This window comes from Humibacillus xanthopallidus (genome assembly GCF_006717145.1).
In the GTDB taxonomy this organism is placed as follows: domain Bacteria; phylum Actinomycetota; class Actinomycetes; order Actinomycetales; family Dermatophilaceae; genus Humibacillus; species Humibacillus xanthopallidus.
Genome location: NZ_VFQF01000002.1, coordinates 1,246,611 through 1,266,320, shown reverse-complemented (window position 1 = coordinate 1,266,320; position 19,710 = coordinate 1,246,611). Strand labels below are relative to the sequence as shown.

15 protein-coding genes and 1 pseudogene are annotated in these 19,710 nt (G+C 71.7%); 10 read left to right on the top strand and 6 right to left on the bottom strand.

Annotation, left to right across the window (positions count from 1 at the left end):
* Positions 1-102 precede the first annotated feature (102 nt).
* The gene (icmF, locus tag FHX52_RS16475) at positions 103-3,372 is read right to left on the bottom strand and encodes a fused isobutyryl-CoA mutase/GTPase IcmF (protein ID WP_141823390.1); all 3,270 of its coding nucleotides are present in this window, start codon (positions 3,370-3,372) and stop codon (positions 103-105) included.
* 61 nt (positions 3,373-3,433) lie between these two features.
* Between icmF and FHX52_RS16470 the strand changes: the two genes are divergently transcribed.
* The 4 genes from FHX52_RS16470 (at position 3,434) to FHX52_RS16455 (ending at position 9,421) form a co-directional block, all read left to right on the top strand.
* Positions 3,434-3,958 carry a MarR family winged helix-turn-helix transcriptional regulator gene (locus tag FHX52_RS16470; protein ID WP_246070057.1) on the top strand — a complete coding sequence of 175 codons (525 nt, stop codon included), beginning with the start codon at positions 3,434-3,436 and terminating at the stop codon, positions 3,956-3,958.
* Between the two features lie 87 nt (positions 3,959-4,045).
* On the top strand, positions 4,046-7,375 hold the full coding sequence (gene lysX, locus FHX52_RS16465) for a bifunctional lysylphosphatidylglycerol synthetase/lysine--tRNA ligase LysX (RefSeq protein WP_141823388.1): 3,330 nt from the start codon (positions 4,046-4,048) through the stop codon (positions 7,373-7,375).
* On the top strand, positions 7,366-8,484 hold the full coding sequence (locus FHX52_RS16460) for an alpha/beta hydrolase (protein WP_141823387.1): 1,119 nt from the start codon (positions 7,366-7,368) through the stop codon (positions 8,482-8,484). Before lysX ends, FHX52_RS16460 begins: the two co-directional genes overlap by 10 nt.
* Complete coding sequence (locus FHX52_RS16455; RefSeq protein WP_141823386.1) at positions 8,477-9,421, top strand: SGNH/GDSL hydrolase family protein; 945 nt, start codon at positions 8,477-8,479, stop codon at positions 9,419-9,421. The genes FHX52_RS16460 and FHX52_RS16455 overlap by 8 nt, the downstream gene beginning before the upstream one ends.
* A gap of 22 nt (positions 9,422-9,443) precedes the next feature.
* Here FHX52_RS16455 and FHX52_RS16450 read toward each other — a convergent pair whose 3' ends face one another.
* Positions 9,444-10,712 (bottom strand): D-arabinono-1,4-lactone oxidase, encoded by a 1,269-nt coding sequence (locus FHX52_RS16450; protein WP_141823385.1) that lies wholly within the window; start codon positions 10,710-10,712, stop codon positions 9,444-9,446.
* Positions 10,713-10,888: 176 nt separating this feature from the next.
* Between FHX52_RS16450 and FHX52_RS16445 the strand changes: the two genes are divergently transcribed.
* Positions 10,889-11,890: an aldose epimerase family protein gene (locus tag FHX52_RS16445; protein ID WP_185747333.1), complete on the top strand. Its 1,002-nt coding sequence runs from the start codon at positions 10,889-10,891 to the stop codon at positions 11,888-11,890.
* Positions 11,891-11,895: 5 nt separating this feature from the next.
* On the opposite strand, the gene FHX52_RS16440 is transcribed toward FHX52_RS16445, so the two are convergent.
* The 4 genes and pseudogenes from FHX52_RS16440 to FHX52_RS16425 form a co-directional block, all read right to left on the bottom strand.
* The gene (locus FHX52_RS16440; RefSeq protein WP_141823383.1) at positions 11,896-12,213 is read right to left on the bottom strand and encodes a hypothetical protein; all 318 of its coding nucleotides are present in this window, start codon (positions 12,211-12,213) and stop codon (positions 11,896-11,898) included.
* A 632-nt stretch (positions 12,214-12,845) separates the two neighbouring features.
* Positions 12,846-13,058: pseudogene (locus FHX52_RS24405) on the bottom strand (NAD(P)-dependent dehydrogenase); the annotation flags it as partial.
* Between the two features lie 10 nt (positions 13,059-13,068).
* Positions 13,069-13,641: a TetR/AcrR family transcriptional regulator gene (locus FHX52_RS16430; protein ID WP_185747332.1), complete on the bottom strand. Its 573-nt coding sequence runs from the start codon at positions 13,639-13,641 to the stop codon at positions 13,069-13,071.
* Entirely contained in the window at positions 13,638-14,057 is a 420-nt protein-coding gene (locus FHX52_RS16425; RefSeq protein ID WP_141823381.1) for an SRPBCC family protein, read from the bottom strand. The genes FHX52_RS16430 and FHX52_RS16425 overlap by 4 nt, the downstream gene beginning before the upstream one ends.
* 135 nt (positions 14,058-14,192) lie before the next feature.
* Here FHX52_RS16425 and idi point away from each other — a divergent pair, with 135 nt between their 5' ends.
* From idi to FHX52_RS16400, 5 genes are all read left to right on the top strand, one after another.
* Positions 14,193-14,834 carry an isopentenyl-diphosphate Delta-isomerase gene (idi, locus tag FHX52_RS16420; protein ID WP_141823380.1) on the top strand — a complete coding sequence of 214 codons (642 nt, stop codon included), beginning with the start codon at positions 14,193-14,195 and terminating at the stop codon, positions 14,832-14,834.
* A gap of 103 nt (positions 14,835-14,937) precedes the next feature.
* Positions 14,938-16,083: a polyprenyl synthetase family protein gene (locus tag FHX52_RS16415; RefSeq protein WP_185747331.1), complete on the top strand. Its 1,146-nt coding sequence runs from the start codon at positions 14,938-14,940 to the stop codon at positions 16,081-16,083.
* Positions 16,080-17,621, top strand: a complete 1,542-nt coding sequence (locus FHX52_RS16410) for a phytoene desaturase family protein (protein ID WP_141823378.1) — start codon at positions 16,080-16,082, stop codon at positions 17,619-17,621. The genes FHX52_RS16415 and FHX52_RS16410 overlap by 4 nt, the downstream gene beginning before the upstream one ends.
* Positions 17,618-18,523 carry a phytoene/squalene synthase family protein gene (locus FHX52_RS16405; RefSeq protein WP_246070055.1) on the top strand — a complete coding sequence of 302 codons (906 nt, stop codon included), beginning with the start codon at positions 17,618-17,620 and terminating at the stop codon, positions 18,521-18,523. Before FHX52_RS16410 ends, FHX52_RS16405 begins: the two co-directional genes overlap by 4 nt.
* Positions 18,520-19,560 (top strand): Rieske (2Fe-2S) protein, encoded by a 1,041-nt coding sequence (locus tag FHX52_RS16400; protein ID WP_141823377.1) that lies wholly within the window; start codon positions 18,520-18,522, stop codon positions 19,558-19,560. Before FHX52_RS16405 ends, FHX52_RS16400 begins: the two co-directional genes overlap by 4 nt.
* The last annotated feature ends 150 nt before the right edge of the window (positions 19,561-19,710 follow it).

Below are 19,710 nucleotides of genomic sequence, written 5' to 3'. Positions count from 1 at the left end.
TGACGAGGCGGCCAAGAGTGGCCACTCGACGGTGGTCGAGCGGCACTTTGTGGCCACTCGACGGTGGTCGAGCGGCCGTTTGTGGCCACTCGACGGGAGGGGTCAGACGTTGCGACGGTACTGGCCACCGACCTCGAAGAAGGCCTCGGTGACCTGCTGGAGCGAGCACACCCGCGCCGCCCGCATGAGGACGTCGAAGACGTTGCCACCCTCGATCGCGACCGCCTTGAGCTCCTCGAGGGCGGCCGCCGCCTCGACCTCGTGCTCCGCCCGGAAGGCGCGGACCCGCGAGAGCTGGCCCTGCTTCTCCTCCTCGGTGCCGCGGGCTAGCACCACGCTGCGCGGAACCTCCCCCTCGTGCGGGTTGCGGAAGGTGTTGACGCCGATGATCGGCAGGCTGCCATCGTGCTTGCGGTGCTCGTAGAGCATCGACTCGTCCTGGATGCGGCCGCGCTGGTAGCCCGTCTCCATCGCGCCCAGCACGCCGCCGCGCTCGGTGATCCGGTCGAACTCCTTGAGCACGGCTGCCTCGACGAGGTCGGTGAGCTCGTCGATGACGAACGAGCCCTGGAGCGGGTTCTCGTTCATCGCGAGGCCCCACTCGCGGTTGATGATGAGCTGGATCGCGAGGGCACGACGCACCGACTCCTCCGACGGGGTCGTCACGGCCTCGTCGAAAGCGTTGGTGTGCAAGGAGTTCGCGTTGTCGTAGATCGCGATGAGCGCCTGCAGGGTCGTGCGGATGTCGTTGAAGTCCATCTCCTGCGCGTGCAGCGAGCGACCCGAGGTCTGCACGTGGTACTTCAGCTTCTGGGAGCGGTCGTTGGCGCCGTAGCGCTCCTTCATCGCGACCGCCCAGATGCGGCGGGCGACCCGGCCGAGCACGGAGTACTCAGGGTCCATGCCATTGCTGAAGAAGAACGACAGGTTGGGCGCGAAGTCGTCGACCGCCATGCCGCGCGCGAGGTAGCTCTCGACGTAGGTGAAGCCGTTGGCGAGCGTGAAGGCGAGCTGGCTGATGGGGTTCGCCCCGGCCTCGGCGATGTGGTAGCCCGAGATCGACACCGAGTAGAAGTTGCGCACCTGGTGCTCGATGAACCACTCCTGGATGTCGGCCATCATCTTGAGCGAGAACTCGGTGCTGAAGATGCAGGTGTTCTGGCCCTGGTCCTCCTTGAGGATGTCGGCCTGCACCGTGCCACGCACGTTGGCGAGGGCGTATGCCGTGAGCTCAGCCCGCTCGGCATCGCTCGGTGCGCGCCCCTCCCGCGCCGTGAACGCGTCGACCTGCTGGTCGATCGCGGTGTTGAGGAAGAAGGCGAGGATCGTCGGGGCGGGGCCGTTGATCGTCATCGACACCGACGTCGTCGGGCTGACGAGGTCGAAGCCGCCGTAGAGGACCTTCATGTCGTCGAGCGTGGCGACGGAGACGCCGGAGGTGCCGACCTTGCCGTAGACGTCGGGCCGCGGGTCGGGGTCGCGGCCGTAGAGGGTCACCGAGTCGAAGGCGGTCGACAGGCGCGTCGCCGGCTGGCCCTCGGAGAGGAGCTTGAAGCGGCGGTTGGTACGGAACGGGTCGCCCTCACCCGCGAACATGCGGGCGGGGTCCTCCCCCTCGCGCTTGAACGGGAAGACACCAGCCGTGTAGGGGAAGTAGCCGGGGAGGTTCTCACGGCGCAGGAAGCTGACGAGCTCGCCGTGGTCGCGGTAGCGAGGCAGGGACACCCGGGGGATCTTGTTGCCCGACAAGGACTCTCGCGTGAGGGCGTTGCGGATCTCCTTGCCGCGGATGCTGACGACCTGCTCGTCACCGGAGTAGGACTCGACGACGGCGGGCCACGAGGCGAGGGCGTCGGCAACCTCGCTGGGCAGGTCGGTGCGGGCGTCGTCGAGCAGGGCCTCCACGGCGCCGACCGCGCTCTCGGCGCTGTCGAGGTCGTCGGCGGCAGCGGCGGCTGCGAGCTCGCCACGCACGGACTCGAGGCGCTGCACACGACTGGCCGCGGCGGCATACCGCTCGGTGGCCTCGTGGTAGCCACGGACGGTGTCGCTGATCTCCGCGAGGTAGCGCACGCGGGCGGCGGGCACCACGGTCGCGATGCGCGTCGACTGCTTCGTCGTCACCGCCGGAAGGACGCCTTCCTCGATCGGCATCCCCTTGGCGGACAACAGCGTTCGCAGCTCCTGGTAGAGCGCGGTGACGCCGTCGTCGTTGAAGGTGGCGGCGGACGTGCCGTAGACGGGCATGTCGGAGGGCCCCTTGCCGAAGGCCTCGCGGTTGCGCACCATCTGGCGGCCGACGTCGCGCAGCGCGTCCTCGGCGCCGCGGCGCTCGAACTTGTTGATCGCCACGACATCGGCCCGGTCGAGCATGTCGATCTTCTCGAGCTGGCTGCTCGCGCCGAACTCCGGGGTCATGACGTAGAGCGACACGTCGGCGAAGTCGACGACGGCGGCGTCGCCCTGGCCGATGCCGGGCGTCTCGAGGATGACGAGGTCGAAACCGGCTGCGCGTACGACGTCGACGACATCGCCCAGGTGCGTCGGCACCTGCGAGCCGCCGCGGGTGGCGAGGCTGCGGAAGAAGACGCGGTCGCCGTCGAGCGAGCTCATGCGGATGCGGTCACCGAGCAGGGCGCCACCACCGCGGCTTCGGGTCGGGTCGACGGCGAGGACGGCCACGCGCAGCTTGTCCTGCTGGTCGAGGCGAAGCCGGCGGATCAGCTCGTCAGTGAGGCTCGACTTGCCGGAGCCGCCGGTGCCGGTGATGCCGAGCACGGGCACCCGGCGCCTGCCGGCGGCCTCGCGGACGCCGGTCAGGGTCGCGTCGTCGAGGCGACCCTCCTGCGCGCCGGTGACGGCGCGCGCCACGGCCGCCCGGTCACCGGCCAGCACGGCCTCGAGCGACGGGGCACCCGTCTCCCAGAGGTCGAAGTCGCAGTCAGCGACGACGGTGTTGATCATGCCGGCGAGGCCGAGGCGCTGGCCGTCCTCGGGGCTGAAGATCGTCACGCCGGACTCGCGCAGCCGCGAGATCTCCTCGGGGACGATGACGCCGCCACCGCCGCCGACGACGCGGATGTGCCCGGCGCCGTTCTCCTTGAGCAGCTGCATGAGGTACTCGAAGTACTCGACGTGCCCGCCCTGGTAGGAGCTGACCGCCACCCCCTGCACGTCCTCCTCGATCGCGGCGTCGACGACCTCCTGGACCGAGCGGTTGTGCCCGAGGTGGATCACCTCGGCGCCCTGCGACTGCATGATGCGCCGCATGATGTTGATCGAGGCGTCGTGGCCGTCGAAGAGGCTGCTGGCCGTGACGAGCCGGACGTGGTGTGACGGCCTGTGGTGATCGCGCTTCGCTGCGTCGGACATGGAAAAATAGTAGGACTTCCTACTAATGGACGTCAACGCGTCGCGTGACTACGATGACGGCATGAGCGCCGAGACGAGGAGCACGGCCGGCCCGGGCCTCGGCTTCGACCCCATCGCCCGCGCCCGGCAGCAGTGGGTGGAGCAGGGCTGGGACTCCGCCGCCGACGGCATGGCAGCCGTGACGTCGCTCATGCGGGCCCACCAGATCGTGCTCGCCCGCGTCGAGGCGACGCTCCGGCCGCTCGGGGTGACGTTCGCGCGCTACGAGGTCCTCATGCTGCTGTGGTTCAGCAAGCGGGGCTCGCTCCCGATGAAGGTCATCGGCAGCCGCCTGCAGGTGCACCCCACGAGCGTGACGAACGCCGTCGACCGCCTCGAGGACGCCGGGCTCGTGACCCGGTCCACGCACCCCGAGGACCGGCGCGCCATGCTCGTCGCGCTCACTCCCTCAGGCCGCGAGCTCGCCGAGCGGGCGACGAAGGCGCTCAACGCCGAGGTGTTCGAGCAGCCCGACCTCTCGAGCTCGGACGTCGACTCCCTCGTCGACGTGCTGACCCGCCTTCGCCGCGACGCAGGCGACTTCTAGGCGGCGCCGCGAGGCTCACGGCGAAGGTCCAGAGCCCTCCGAGCAGCCCCGCAGAAAACTCCCAGAAAACGGGTCCATCGTCAGAGCATGGTTCGTCCCCGCCGGGTCGCGCACGCGCCACAGCGCTCGCAGCGCTCCGCCCGCATCCTCACCGCAGCGTATGCCGTCGCCACCGTCGTTGCTCTCGTGCTCACCTTGGCGGGGAGGCACCGCCCGCACCCCACGGTCGTGGAGGAGTTCTTCGGACTGCTCAACGTCCCGGTCGCTCCCACGGTGGTCTCCGTCGTCCTCCTCGGCATCACGACGCGAGCCCTCCTGGGGCGCAAACGAATCGGCCTCTGGCTCGTCGCCGCCTTCCAGGTCCTGGGGATCGCTCTCGGCTCCGTCGAGCTGTTCCGCTCCCAGCTGCAGATCGACGCCATGTGGGAGACGCGGGGCTCACTGGGCCGCGGCCTCGACGTCGCCGCGGCGCTCGTCGCCGTCCTCGTCCTGTGGTGGCTCTGGCGCATGCGCGAGCAGTTCACCGGCAAGCTCCAGCGTGGGTCATGGTGGCCCGCGCTCGCGGTGCTCGCCGCGGGCAGCATCATCACGGTGGGTGCTGCCTGGCTGCTCATCGGCGCCGTCGGCGCCCCGCGATCACAGGTGCGCGCCGTCGTCGCCACCGTCCTGGCCGCCCTCGGCGGGGTGAGCCGCCGCTCCCTCGGCCTCATCCCGCCCTGGGTCATCGACGTCGTCGCCGTGCTCGCCACGCTGACGATCCTCGGAGCGCTGCTCCTCTTCGTCGCCTCGGCCCGACCGCGCAGCCGGTGGTCCCCCGACCGCGAGCTGTCGCTCCGCCGGCTGCTCTCGGTCCATGGCGCTGCCGACTCCCTCGGCTACTTCGCGACTCGGCGCGACAAGTCGTCGGTCTTCTCCGCGGACGGCCGGGCGGCGGTGACCTACCGCGTCATCGGCGGCGTCTCGCTGGCCTCCGCCGACCCGATCGGCGACCCCGACGCCTGGGCCGGCGCCATCGCGGCCTGGCGTGCCGAGGCCCGGGAGTTCGGCTGGGTGCCCGCCGCCATCGGCGCCAGCGAGCGCGCTGCCCGCAGCTACGCGGCTGCCGGCATGCAGGTGCTGCTCATGGGTGACGAGGCGATCCTCGACCCCACTCGCTACGACCTGCGCCGCACCTCGATGTCCGACGTGCGGCACGCAGTCAAGCGGGCGACCCGGGCCGGCCTCACCGTCCAGGTGCGACGACAGGACGACATCGCCGCGCCCGAGCTGCACAGCCTGACACAGCACGCGGACGCCTGGCGTGCCGGCGAGGTGGAGCGCGGGTTCTCGATGGCGCTCGGCCGCAGCGACGACCCCGCCGACGGCCGCATCCTGCACGTCACCGCGCGGGACGGGGACGGTGAGCTCGTGGGCCTGCTCTCCTTCGTGCCGTGGGGCCGGAACGGTCTCTCGCTCGACCTCATGCGCCGGGCGCCCGACGCACCGAGCGGGGTCACCGAGCTCATGGTGAGCGAGCTGATGGCCCGGGCCCACTCCCTCGGGGTCTCCCGGGTGTCGCTCAACTTCTGTCTCTTCCGCGGGGTCTTCGACGACGCGAGCCGGCTCGGGTCACGGCCCCTGACGCGCCTCAACGCCTCGATGCTCGGGCTCTTCGACCGCTTCTGGCAGCTCGAGCGGCTCCACCGCGCCACCCAGAAGTACGAACCGCAGTGGTCACCGCGCTTCCTCTGCCACGACGACACCGTCGCCCTGCCCCAGGTCGTCCTCGCTGCGGGCGCCGTCGAAGGCTTCATCCCGTGGCCGCACCGCCGCTCGACGTCGGGCTCGCTCGACGCGGCCCAGGTGCGTGAGGTCGTCCGCATCGACGAGGCCGGCGCCGATGCCCAGTCGCTCGAGCCGCGCCGCTCCGAGCAGTTCCGCCACCGCCTCGGCACCCTCGAGCGGCTGCGCCGCGACGGTTCCGACGGCTACCCGGTCGGCGCCGGTCAGCCCTCGACCTCCATCGGCTCGATCCCGGCCGAGGCGTGGCGGCAGCCGACCGCCCTCGACGTCGTCGGCCGGGTGCGCGACGTCCGCGACCACGGCTCCGTCGTCTTCGCGACCCTCGTCGACGGTGCCGCCGCAGTCCAGCTGCTCCTCGACGCCGCAGTCATGACCCGCTCCCGGCTCGACGCCTTCACGGCCACCGTCGACTCCGGCGACCTCATCCGGGTCGAGGCGGTCACGGGCGCCTCGCGCACCGGCACCCCGAGCCTGCTCGTGCAGGCGTGGCGGATGGAGGCGAAGTCGCTCCACCCGATCCCCTTCGGCGCGCTGCGCGACCCGGCCCTGCGCGCACGGCAGCGCTCGACCGACCTGCTCGTGCACCCGTCCGAGATCGCCCTGCTGCGCACGAGGTCCGAGGTCGTGTCGGCCATCCGTCGCCTGCTGGGCGACGAGGACTACCTCGAGGTGGAGACGCCGATGCTGCACACCGTGCACGGCGGCGCCACCGCCCGGCCGTTCCGCACCTACATCAACGCCTACGGCCTCGACCTCTCGCTGCGCATCGCGCCCGAGCTCTACCTCAAGCGACTCCTCGTCGCCGGGATGGGGCCGATCTTCGAGCTCGGTCGCAACTTCCGCAACGAGGGCGCCGACGCCACCCACAACCCCGAGTTCACCTCGCTCGAGGTCTACCAGCCGCACGGCGACTACACCTCGATGCGCCTCCTCGCCGAGCGGATCGTCAGGCAGGCCGCCTGGCAGGTGCACGGCGCCGAGGTCATGCCGCTGCCCACCCGCGACACCGCCCGGACGGGCACCCAGGGCGCCGAGCTCGTCGACATCAGCGGCGAGTGGCCGGTCATCCCGGTGCTCGAGGCGGTCTCCGAGGCCGTGGGTCGCAGGGTCGACCTCGACACCGACATGGACCTGCTCATCGGCCTCGCGCAGACCCACGACGTCGCGCTACGGCCCGAGATGGGGGCCGGAGCCGTCATCGAGGCGCTCTACGGCGAGCTCGTCGAGCCGGCGACGATGCGCCCCACGTTCTACACCGACTTCCCCGTCGAGACCTCTCCCCTCACGCACCCCCACCGGTCGCAGCCGGGGCTCGTGGAGCGCTGGGACCTCGTCATCGCCGGGGTCGAGATCGGCACGGCATACAGCGAGCTGACCGACCCCGTCGACCAGCGCGCGCGCCTCACGGAGCAGTCGCTCAAGGCAGCGGCAGGCGACGTGGAGGCGATGGAGGTCGACGAGGACTTCCTCCTCGCCCTCGAGCTGGGGATGCCGCCGAGCGGCGGGCTCGGGCTCGGCATCGACCGTCTCATCATGCTGCTCACCAACACGGCCATCCGGTCGGTCCTCACCTTCCCCTTCGTGCGCCCCGCCGCCGGCCGCACCGAACTGACGGAGGCCGGCACATGGAGCTGACCGACTCGAGCCTCATCCTGCTGCTCGGCGGGCTCGGCCTTGTCGTCTTCGTCCTGCTCGTCATCGGCTGGCCGCACTGGGGCAACCGCTACGTTCGCGCCGGCACCCGAGGCGTGCAGGTGCTGCTCCTCAACGTCCTCGTCGTGGCGCTCTGCGGCGCAGCGCTCAACGACCAGTACGCCTTCTACTCGAGCTGGGCCGACCTGCTCGGCTCTCGCGCGGCCTCCGTGCAGACGCACCACGGCGGCACGAGCCACGACGTCGTCGTCGCGAAGGTGCAGGGCACCGGGCTCACTCACCTCCCGGCGACGCCCGCCACGCTGCCGCCCCTGCCGCAGCCCGGCGCCCGGCTGCAGAGCTACGGCGTCGTCGACCAGCACGCCAACTCGCAGGGGCAGGTGCTCGTCTACCTGCCGGTCGGCTACAACCCGAAGTCGACTCACGCCTACCCCGTCATCCTCGGGCTGCACGGCTTCCCCAGCGGCCCGATGGGCTTCGTGCGCCTCAACATGCTCTCGACGATCGACAGCCTCACGGCGCAGCACAAGATGGCCCCCTCGATCGTCGTCATCCCGCGCATCGACACCCCGGCGGGCCTCGACACGGAGTGCGTCAACGGTGGCCCGGGCCAGCCGCAGACCGACACCTGGCTCTCCCACGACATCCCGGCCTGGACGGCGAAGCACTTCCACGTGCAGCGGGTCCGCACGTCGTGGGCGGCGTGGGGCTACTCCTACGGCGCCTGGTGCGCGGCCTCCCTCTCCATGCGCCACCCCGACGTCTTCGGCGCGTCGATCGGGATGCAGGGCTACTTCCGGCCCGACTTCGGCTCGCACTACGACCCGCTGACGAGCTCGACCCTCGGCAGCTACGACCTCGTCAACATGGCGCACACCGCTCCCCCGGCGCTCGCGATGTGGATCCTCACCTCACGCGAGGACGGCCTCTCCTACCCGACGACGTCGAAGTTCCTCAGCGTCGCGAAGCCACCCCTCGACGTGACCGCGACCGTGCTGGCTCACGGCGGCCACCGCGACTCGGTGTGGGAGTCGTTCGTCCCGGCGTCGTTCCTCTGGCTCGCCCAGACGATGCCCGGCTTCCATGGGTGACCGCACCCGGTCGCCGCGGCGCCTCCTCGCCGTGGCGGCCGGTGTCGTCGCGCTCCTGCTCGGGGCGTGGGCCCTGGGCAGCGGCCACCTCGGGTCGCTCGCGTCGTCCCCCGCCTCCGGTATGCCGTCCGCCTCCGTTCCGCGCACCTCGACGCCGGCGCGGACCTCGTCACCGTCCACGGCGCCTCCCCCGTCGACGGCGCCCACACCCACCCACACGGGGCCGGCGGCCGGCGACCCGCTGACCGTCGTGGCCCTCGGCGACTCCGTGCCCTCGGCCGGCTCGTGCGACTGCACCGGCTACGTCGAGCGCCTCGGCGCCTCCCTCCACGGCGAGACCGGTCGCCCGGTCACGGTGCACAACGACGCCACCGGGGGCTGGACGACCGCCGACGTCGAGGAGGACCTCAGCTCGCCGTCGACGTCGCGGCATTTGTCGAACGCCGACCTCGTCGTCATCGAGGTGGGCGCCAACGACTTCGACCTCGACCTCGTCGACGACCCGTCGTGCCTGCCCGCAAGCACCTCTTCCTGCTGGAGCTCGACGATGAGCGACCTGCGAACCGGGCTGTCGCACATCGTCTCCGACATCCGTGCGGTCGACCGGAACCGGCAGGTGCAGATCGCCGTCGTCGGCTACTGGAACGTGACGGTCGACGGCGCCGTGGGCCAGGCCCGGGGCAACGCCTTCGTCGTCGGCAGCGACGCCCTCACCCGGGCGGTCAACACGACGATCGCCGGGGTCGCGAGCAGCCTGCAGACGATCTACGTCGACGCCTACACCCCGCTCAAGGGCGACGGCTCGCTCGACCCCACCTCGGCCCTGCTCGACGACGGCGACCACCCCAACGCCAAGGGGCACGCCATCATCGCCAAGGCCGTGCTCGACGCCCTCACCGCGGCCGGGGCCGTGGCGAGCTGGACTCCGAGTCCCTGACTCCGCAACGCCTCTCGGGGAGTCAGCCGATGACCCGGTCCACGAAGGCGTTGCCGAACTTGCCCTCCGGGTCCACGCGCCGCCGCAGGTCACGGAAGTCGCCGATCCGGGGGTAGAGCGGCTCGAGCTGCGCCGAGCCCGCGACGAAGCACTTGCCCCAGTGCGGTCGGGCCCCGAGCGGCAGGAGCGCGTCCTCGATGAGGGGGAGCACGGCATACACCCGCTCGACGTCGCGCACCCACGTGAAGTGCACCCCGACGACGTCGTGGCCGTAGGAGCTGCTGAGCCAGTGCGAGTCGGCGGCGACCGTACGCAGCTCGGTCACCATGAGGACCGGTGCCATGACCTCGGCGAGGGCACGAAGCCGCTCGACGGCTTCGAGCGTGTGCTCGCGCGGCAGGAGGTACTCGCTCTGCAGCTCCTCGCCGCGGCTGGGGGTGAACTCCATGCGGAAGTGCGGCAGCCGGTCGAGCCAGGGCCCCGGAACGCCGCCCTGCTGGGTGACCGCCTCGATCGCTCCCCCCTCGATCATGTGCAGCGTCGAGGTGGCGGCCCGGGCGCCGAAGAGCTCACGCGGGGGCTCCGTGGCACGGTCGCCGACCCGGCTCTTGAGCCACACCTGGTCGATGCCGGCGTCGGTCCACCGGGTGAAGAGGCTGACGCTGTAGGCGCTGCTCGTGATCGTCTCGAGGTGCTCGGCCAGGGACTGCCAGCCGAGCCCGGTGAAGGCGTCCTGGCGCACGTCGTAGGTCGGCTCGATGTCGAGCGTGACCGCGGTGACGACGCCCAGCGCACCGAGTGCGACGACGCTTCCCTCGAAGTCGGCGTCGCCGCGCGCCACGCGCCGGATGCTGCCGTCAGGGCCGACGATCTCGAGTGCCGCGACCGCCGTTGCGAGAGAGCCGTTCTCGACTCCCGACCCGTGCGTGCCCGTCGCGACCGCGCCGGCGACGGAGATGTGCGGGAGCGACGCGAGGTTGGCCAGGGCCCAGCCCTCGGCCTGCAGCCGCGTCGCGACGTCTCCGTATGCCGCCCGGCCCGTCACGCGCGCGGTGCGGGCCTCGGTGTCGACCTCGACGGTGGTGGGGAGGTCGGCCAGCGAGACGAGCACGCCTGCTGCTCCGCTCTCGTCGGTCGTGTCGGTGAGGTCGGTGAAGCTGTGCCGCGAGCCCAGGGCGCGCACGCGCGGGGCTGCCGCGACGATCTGCTGCACCTGCTCGAGGGACTGCGCCCGCTCGACGCGCGCGCGATAGGTGTGGTTGCCCGCCCAGTTGGTCTCGACCTGCGTCATGGGTGCCCGTTCTCCTCGCCTCCGGCGACCGCCCACCTCGATGCGGGCGGTCAGGTCCGGCTCCAGTCACCTTCACCCTAGGCTCGGCGAGCCGCAGCCGGCGCGGGCGGATCAACTGCTGGATCACACGGCAGACTGGGCCCGCCACCCTCGCCTCCCCCACCGCAGGAGCCATCGTGTCTGCCGACGTCGCCCCACCCACGTCCGTCCTGCTCCGAGCCGACGGGATCCTCCTCGAGGTGCTCACCGCGGGCGCCGCGGTGCGCCGGCTCGAGGTGCCGGCTCCCGACGGCCGAACGGTCGGCATCGTGCTCGGCCACGCCGACGCGCGCACCTACGTCACGGCCGGTGGCTACCTGGGGGCGACCATCGGCCGCTTCGGCAACCGCATCGCCGGGGCGAGCTTCGAGCTCGGCGGTCAGACGCACCGGCTGAGCGCCAACGAGGGCACGACCACCCTCCACGGCGGCCTCGACGGCTTCGACCACCGGCCGTGGACGATCGTCGACCAGGACGCGAGCAGGGTGCACTTCGGCCTGCACAGCCCGGACGGTGACCAGGGCTTCCCGGGCGCGCTGGACGTCACCGTGACGTATGCCGTCGGGCCGGGTCTCGTGCGCATCGACTACGAGGCGACCGCCGACGGTGACACGCTCGTCAACCTCACGAACCACAGCTACTTCAACCTCGACGGGGAAGGCAGCGGGCCCGTCGACGGCCACGAGCTCACCCTCTCGGCAGGCCGCTTCACCCCCACCGACGCGCTGCTCATCCCCACCGGAGAGGTGCGTCGCGTCGACGGGACGCCCTTCGACTTCAGGGCACCCCGACGCGTCGGCGAGGCGCTGGCGCACCGCGACGAGCAGCTCGAGCACGGTCAGGGCCTCGACCACAACTTCGTCGTCGACGGCGAGGGCCTGCGGCACGTGGCCACCCTGCGCGGGCGTTCCGGCCTCACCCTCGACGTCGACAGCGACCAGCCGGGGGTGCAGGTCTACACCGGGGCGCACTTCGACGGCACGGTCACGGGCACGTCGGGCACGGCATACGGCCCCCGGTCGGGAATTGCCTTGGAAACACAGGGCTTCCCCGATGCGCCTCACCACCCTGGGTTCCCGTCCACGGTGCTCAGGGCAGGCGAGATCCTCCGGTCGACGACGGTGTGGCGGCTGCGCTGACGACGTCAGTGGCGGCCGTGGCGACGGTCGCTGTCGTGCTTCTCGGGGTGCACGTCCTCAGGGAGCTCCTCGGGCTCGGCTCCCTCGCCGGGTCGCGCTGCGCCCCAGCCATCGGTCGTGATGGTGTCGATGGGTGGGTTGCCCACGAGGTGTGAGCGCTCCGCACCTTCGGGGTGGTCCTCACGCTGCCGCAACGTCTGGTCCTCGTGGGTGTTGAGGGTGTCGTTGTCACCCTGGCCACGCATGCCCAGGAAGATCGCGAAACCGCCCGCCAGCACGACGATGACGCCGAGGAGCACGAAGAGTCCGACCTGGTCGCCCATGGCACCTCCTTCATCGATTCGTCCGGCACCCGACCACTGGCGGGGGCTGCCTGCCCTCGATGGCGATCGGCTCCAGAGCGTCGAGTGGAACCTGTCAGTGCACTGCGCCTCGGAGTCTACTCGCGCACGAGCTCGGGGACCGGGACCTCGGGAAGCTCGTTGTTGCGCCGGGCTGCCTTGTCTCCCAACGTCGTGAGCCGGCGCACGATCCCGCCGACGGCGGATGCGGCGTCGCGACCCTCGACCGCGCAGCGTCCGCCCCGCCAGCCCGATCGAAAGAGCAGTCCGTCGGGCGGGGGTCTGCCGACGAACTGCTCTCTCGATTCCAGGGTCCCGATCGAAAGAGCAGTTCGTCGGCGAGGAAGCCCGAGGACGCGGTGCACTCACGATCGCGGGGAGACCTCACGGCATACGCCTGGGGAGTCATCACCCACCCGCGCCTGCGGCGCGCTCAGCGGCAGCCTCCCGGCATCCCGTATGCCGCCGCCTCCCTTCCGATCGAAAGAGCAGTTCGTCGGGCGGGGGCCTGCCGACCAACTGCTCTCTCGATTCCCGGGTCCCGATCGAAAGAGCAGTTCGTCGGGCGGGGGGCCTGCCGACGAACTGCTCTCTCGATCGGGAAGTTGGGTGGGTCAGAAGACTGCGCCGCCGCCGGTGACCCCGATGACGGTGCCGGAGACGTAGCCGGCGTCGGACGGGGACGCGACGAAGACATAGGTAGGGGCGACCTCGGCCGGCTGGCCGGCGCGGCCCAGCAGGTTGACGGTGAGGTTGTTGAGAGCGGCCTTGGTCGCCGCGTGGTCGAGCAGTTAAGGCGACGGGTCATACGCCTGGGTCGACGTCGTCAGGGTGATCTCACCGACGAACCGATCCCTCCAGCCGAGCTCGCACCATCTGCGTGAGCTCGTCGACCGCCGCATCGGCCGCCGGCCGGTTGCCGTCGATGAGCAGCTGGAGCAGCACCCCCTGCCCGACCGCGAGGGTCAGCCGTGCCAGCACCTCCGCCTGCGCATCGTCGGTCACCGTCGCATAGGCGCGACGGAACGCCGCGACATGGGCGGTGACGATCACCTCACCCAGCCGGACGGCATACGGGCGCCCTCGCATGGCGTGCGACGCGAGCTCGAAGAAGAGCGGCCCGAAGGTCTGGGCGGAGGCGGCCGCCGCCTCCCAGTTGCGGCGTCCGGCCTCGAAGGGGTCGTGCTCCTCGGCGAAGAGGCGGTCGAGCGTCGCGATCTGCGCGGTGACGACGCTCTCGATCACCGCCGCGAGGAGGTCCTCCCGCGAGCCGAAGTGGTAGTGCAGCATGCGCTGGCTCGTGCCGATGGACGAGGCGAGCGTGCGCAGGCTAGTGTCGCCCACGCCGTTCGCTGCGTAGTAGCCGATCGCCTTGTCCAGCAACACATCCCGAGGCCGCGGACGCGTCACTCCAGCTCCGCGAGGCGGCACATGGTGAGGGCTTCGGACTCGACCATGCCCTGGGACTTGCGGCCGAGCAGCCGCCGGATGACGGCAGCGAGCGGGCCGGTCCAGTCGAGGGCGAGGTCGACGGTCGAGCCGGCCGCGTGCGCACCGACGGTGTGCGACGCCGTCGTCACGACGCCCGGCGAGCGAGCGACCCAGGTGAAGCTGCGACCGGGCTCCCAGGCGGTCATCTCGTACGTCGCGCCCGGCAGCCCGGGCTGCCTGACCTCGAAGCGCGAGCCGACGCCGACGGGACGCCACGGCTCCAGCGCTCGCACGGAGGTGAAGGTCGGCAGCCGGTCGCCCCACCGCTCCACCTCGCTGACGACCAGCCAGAGCCGCTCGGGAGGTGCGTTGCTCGTCGACGAGGCCTCGATCATGTATCAGATGATACACACGCCGGTCGCAACCGCCCCGGCAGGCACCGCGGGTGATGCGGCGAGCGGTGCCTCTGGTTAGCCTTGCCGCAAGGTCGCCGCCCGGTGGACCAGCATGTCGTGGGACGAGGAGCGCACGTGGTGGGCACGGAGGACGAGCGGGTCGTGCTCGTCGCCGACGACGGGAGCGTGCTCGGCACGGCGCCGAAGGCGACCGTCCACGGGCCGCAGACTCCCCTGCACCTCGGCTTCTCCTGCTACGTCTTCGACGCCGACGACAACCTGCTCGTGACGCGGCGCGCTCTCGACAAGCGCACCTTCCCCGGCGTGTGGACCAACTCGTTCTGCGGCCACCCCGCCCCCGGCGAGCCGCTGCCGTATGCCGTCCGGCGGCGCGCCGCCGACGAGCTGGGTCTCGAGGTGGGCGAGCCGCGCCTCGTCCTCCCTGGCTTCCGCTACCGCGCCGAGATGGCGGGCGTCGTCGAGCTCGAGCTGTGCCCCGTCCTCGCCGTGCACGTCGACCGGGAGGAGCCGCTCCGTCCGCGCGCCGACGAGGTCGCGGAGTGGGCCTGGGAGCCGTGGGACGACGTCGTGTCGTCCATCGCAGGCGGCCGCGAGGTCTCGGTTTGGTGCCGCGAGCAGGTCGCGCACCTCGAGGCACTCGGAGCCCCGAGCACGTGGCCCGACGCGTCCACCGACCTGCTGCCGGCCGCCCTGCAGCCACCGCGCGTGGCTCCTCCCACGGACAACGTTGGACAACTTCTTGATCACTGGGGCTGACGTGACCCAAGGTGAGAGCCCACTGGCCCCGAGACGCCGCCGGCTGCACCCCCTCGCCCGCGACGCTTCGCCCATGCCCCACCGCCGAGCAGCGAGGAGCGACATGAGTCCACACCGGCCCGCCCCCACGGCCAACGACGACGAGGTCCTCGTCGCGAGCTGGGCGAGCGAGGTGCAGGCCGACTCGGTGGACTGTGGCGAGACCCTGCGCCGCACCGATCTCGTGCTCGACCGGGTCTGCGTCGAGCTCGAGCGGCAGTGGCGGGTCCGGTGCCCCGAGGCCGCCGACGTCCTGCGGGCCGACCTGCCCGAGCACCTGCGCGGCTGGCTGCTGCCCGCCACGGGCAAGCGGCTGCGACCGGTGATGTGCCACTGGGGCTGGGTGAGCGCGGGCGGCCCCGCCCGTGGTGTCGGCCGCGACGACACCGTGACGGTGTGTGCGGCCCTCGAGCTCGTCCACCTCTTCGCGCTCGTCCACGACGACGTGATGGACCGCTCTGACTCGCGCCGCGGGCGCCCCACGACGCATGTCGAGGCAGCCGAGGAGCACACGGCCGCAGACGCGCTCGGCGATCCGGCGCTCTTCGGCGACAGCATCGCCATCCTCTTCGGCGATCTCGCCCTGACGGAGTCCTGGGTCCTGACGGCGGGTCTTGACGCTCCCCTCCAGCGAGCCTGGGCCGACATGCTCCGCGAGCTCGTGCAGGGCCAGCTGCTCGACGTCACCGGCGCTGCGGCACGTCGCCGCGACCTCGCCCAGGCCCGCCGGGTCGCACGGCTCAAGTCGGGGGCCTACACCGTGCAACGGCCGCTGCTGCTCGGAGCCCTGGCCGCGCGGGCCGAGGCCGACGCTCTCGCCGCTCTCGAGACCTTCGGGGGGCACCTCGGCGAGGCCTTCGCGCTGCGCGACGACGTGCTCGGCGTCTGGGGTGACCCGGCACGCACCGGCAAGCCCGTCGGCGACGACCTGCTCCGAGGCAAGGCGACCGTCCTGCTCGCCGAGGCGCGGCGCCTCCTGCCCGAGGACGTCGCCGAGCGCTACCTCGGGCACCGGTCTGTCATCACCGACGCCGACGTCGGTGTGCTCCAGCAGCTCATGCTCGACGCCGGGGTCCTCGAGCAGGCCGAGCAGCGCATCACCCGCGAGGTCGATCTCGCGCTCACCGCCCTCGACCACGTCGACCTCGACCCCATGGGGGCCGACGCCCTGCGGTCACTCGCCCGATCGATCGCCTGGAGGGACGCATGAGCGTCATCGTCATCGGAGCCGGCCTGTCGGGCCTCTCCGCCGCCTGCCACCTCACCGGCCGGGGACACGAGGTGACCCTCGTCGAGCGGCACGACCGGCCCGGGGGCCGCGGTCTGCGTCGCCAGCAGGAGGGCTTCGTCTTCGACACCGGGCCCACCGTCATGACGATGCCCGGCCTCGTCGACGACGCGTTGCGTGCCGTCGGCACGACGATCGAGGCCGAGCTGCCGATGACGCTCCTCGACCCGGCCTACCGAGCCGTCTACGCCGACGGTTCGACGATCCACGTGCGGCACGGCATCGAGGCGATGCGCGACGAGATCGCTCGCACCTGCGGCCCCAAGGACGCCGAGGCCTTTCCGCGCTTCGCAGCGTGGCTGAAGCGCCTCTACGAGGTCGAGATGCCGCACTTCATCGACCACAACTTCGACTCCCCTCTGGGACTTGCCTCCTCACCGAAGGCTGCGGCAACTCTCCTGCGGCTCGGCGGTTTTCGCCGGCTCGGCCCCGTGGTGCGCGAGTGGTTCGACGACGAGCGGCTGCACCGCCTCTTCTCGTTCCAGGCGCTGTATGCCGGGTTGTCGCCCGAGGACGCCCTCGCCCTCTATGCCGTCATCACCTACATGGACTCCATCGAGGGGGTGTGGTTCCCGAAGGGTGGCATGGACGCCGTGCCTGCGGCACTCGCCGCTGCGGCGGCACGTGCAGGCGTCGAGCAGCACTATGGCGAGGCGGTGGAGCGCCTGCTGCTCGACCGGCGTGGCGCGGTCAGTGGGGTCGCTCTCGAGTCCGGTGAGCGGCTGCGGGCCGATGCGGTCGTGTGCACGCTCGACCTGCCCGCGGCTTACGAGCGGCTGCTCCCCCAGCTGCGGCCGCCCCGGGCTGTGCGCTCAGGCACCTACTCCCCCTCGGCCGTCGTCTGGCACGTCGGGGCACAGGGCCTCCCCGCCGAGGGCACCGCACACCACAACATCCACTTCGGTGACGACTGGGTCGGCAGCTTCAAGGCCCTCATCGACGACCGCAGCCTCATGCCGGACCCGTCGCGGCTCGTCACGGTGCCCACGGTCACCGACCCGAGCCTCGCCCCCGACGGCTGCTCGACGCTCTACGTCCTCGAACCGGTGCCCAACCTCACGGGCACCGTCGACTGGGAGGCGACCCGCCCGCAGATGGCCGAGCGGTTGACGAACTTCCTTGACAGCAATGGGTACCCGACAGACGTCGTCACCGACCACCTCATGACTCCGCTCGAGTGGCGTGACCTCGGCATGCACCAGGGCACGCCCTTCGCCCTCGCGCACACCTTCGGGCAGACCGGCCCCTTCCGGCCAGGCAACCTCGAGCGTCGCGTGCCCGGGCTCGTCTTCGCCGGATCGGGCACCGTGCCCGGCGTCGGGGTGCCGATGGTGCTCGTCAGCGGCAAGCTGGCCGCCGACCGCGTCGACGACTACCTCCCGGCGCCGGCCCGTCGCGGGTTGACCCCCACGGGCGGGGCTGGGCGTCACGACGTCGCGCCTGGCGGGAGCGTGGCGTGAGCACCGTCGACGACACCGTGACGGACCAGGTCGCCGAGGGCTACCGCGTCTGCGCGCGGATCACCCGCCAGCACGGCACGACCTACTACTGGGGCACGATCCTGCTGCCTCCCGAGCGGCGCCGGCACGTGTATGCCGTCTACGCCCTCTGCCGGCTCGCCGACGACATCGTCGACGCCCCGGGAGCGACCGGAGCCGCGCAGGTTGCCGAGACGACGGAGCGGCTGCACCGCTTCGCGGAGCACTTCCGCGAGGTGACCGCGGGCGCCCCGACGCAGGACCCCGTCATCGCAGCGGTGGCGCACAGCGTGCGCACCTGTGGCATCGCGGACGAGTGCTTCGACCGCTTCTTCGGCGCGATGGCCCAGGACCTCACGCAGACGACCTACGAGACGTGGGACGACCTGCTCGGCTACATGGACGGCTCGGCCGCCGTCATCGGCGAGATGATGCTGCCCGTGCTGCGTCCGCTCTCCCCCGACGCCCTCGGCCCCGCGCGGGCGCTGGGGCAGGCCTTCCAGCTGACGAACTTCCTGCGCGACATCGGCGAGGACCTCGACCGCGGGCGCGTCTACGTGCCCCAGGAGGACCTGCGCCGCTTCGGCGCCGACCCCCACCGGCGTGAGGTCGACCCCGCGTGGCGCGGGCTCCTGCGCTTCGAGATCGAGCGCAACCGCGCGCTCTATGCCGAGGCCGACCGCGGCATACCGCTGCTCCCTCCGTCGTCGGCGCGGTGCGTGTCCGCGGCGCGCACCCTGTATGCCCGCATCCTCGACCGCATCGAGGCGCGTGACTACGACGTCTTCTCCGGCCGGGCGCGAGTGCCGACGTGGCACAAGGCGGCGCTCAGCACCCGCGTCCTCATCCTCGGACCCACGAAGCAAAGGGTGGTCACCTCATGAGCCTGCGCTCCCTCCTGCGGACCGCTCCCGACACCGGCCGCTCCCCCGCCGACGCCTCCCCGCGGCCGATCAACCCCTTGCGGCGCATGCCTGCCGAGCCGCGCGACCGCCTGGCCGGCACGTGGCGGGAGGCGCGCCCGGCACGCATCCGACGCTCCTTCCTCGATGCCCAGCAGCGCGACCCCGGCGGCTGGCACGTCGTTGGCGCCTCCGCCGACCTCGGTCCCAGCCGGTCGGTGACCCGCACGGTCGACGACCGCGAGGTCGTGCTCTGGCGCGGTGAGGACGGCGGCCTGCTCGCCGGGCCGGGCGCCTGCCCACACCTCGGCGCACTGCTCGAGGACTGCGAGGTGATGCACGGTCAGGTCTACTGCCGCTGGCACGGGCTCGCCCTCGGACCCCGCGTGCGACGCGACTGGCTCACCTTCCCCGCCCACGACGACGGCGTGCTGCTCTGGGTGCAGCTGCCGACCGAGGGCGAGACCCCTTCTGCGGCACCCAGACTCACGGTGCGACCGCCGGTGGCGCAGTCATTCGCCACCGTGATCGCCGTGCGCGGCGTCTGCGAGCCGGCCGACATCATCGCCAACCGACTCGACCCCTGGCACGGCACGTGGTACCACCCCTACGCCTTCAGCCACCTCACGGTCGACGACGCCGCCTCGACCGACGACTGCCTCGTCGTCGACGTCGCCTTCCGCGTCAGCCGCACGTGGGGCGTGCCGGTGCGAGCCGAGTTCGCCTGCCCCGACGCGCGAACCATCGTCATGACGATCGTCGACGGCGAGGGTGCCGGCAGCGTCGTCGAGACCCATGCCACCCTCATCGGACACGACCGCTCAGGGCGGCCCTGCACCGTCATGACCGAGGCGACGATCGCCCACTCCGACCGCCAGGGCTTTGCCCTCGCTCGGGCCGCCGCGCGCCTCATCCGCCCCGCGGTGGCGTCCACCGCGCGGCAGCTGTGGGTCGACGACATGGCCTACGCGGAGCGCCGGTGGCTCCTGCGCGACCGCGGCGAGTCCTACGGCGGCTGACCTCCCGACGAACTGCTCTCTCGATCTTCGTCTCCCGACGGAGTGCTCTCTCGATTGCCGACCGCCCACAGCGGCTGACCTCCCCGACGCGGAGAAACCGCGGGCCGACCGCCGACGAAGTGCTCTTTCGATTGCGACTACCGACGGGAG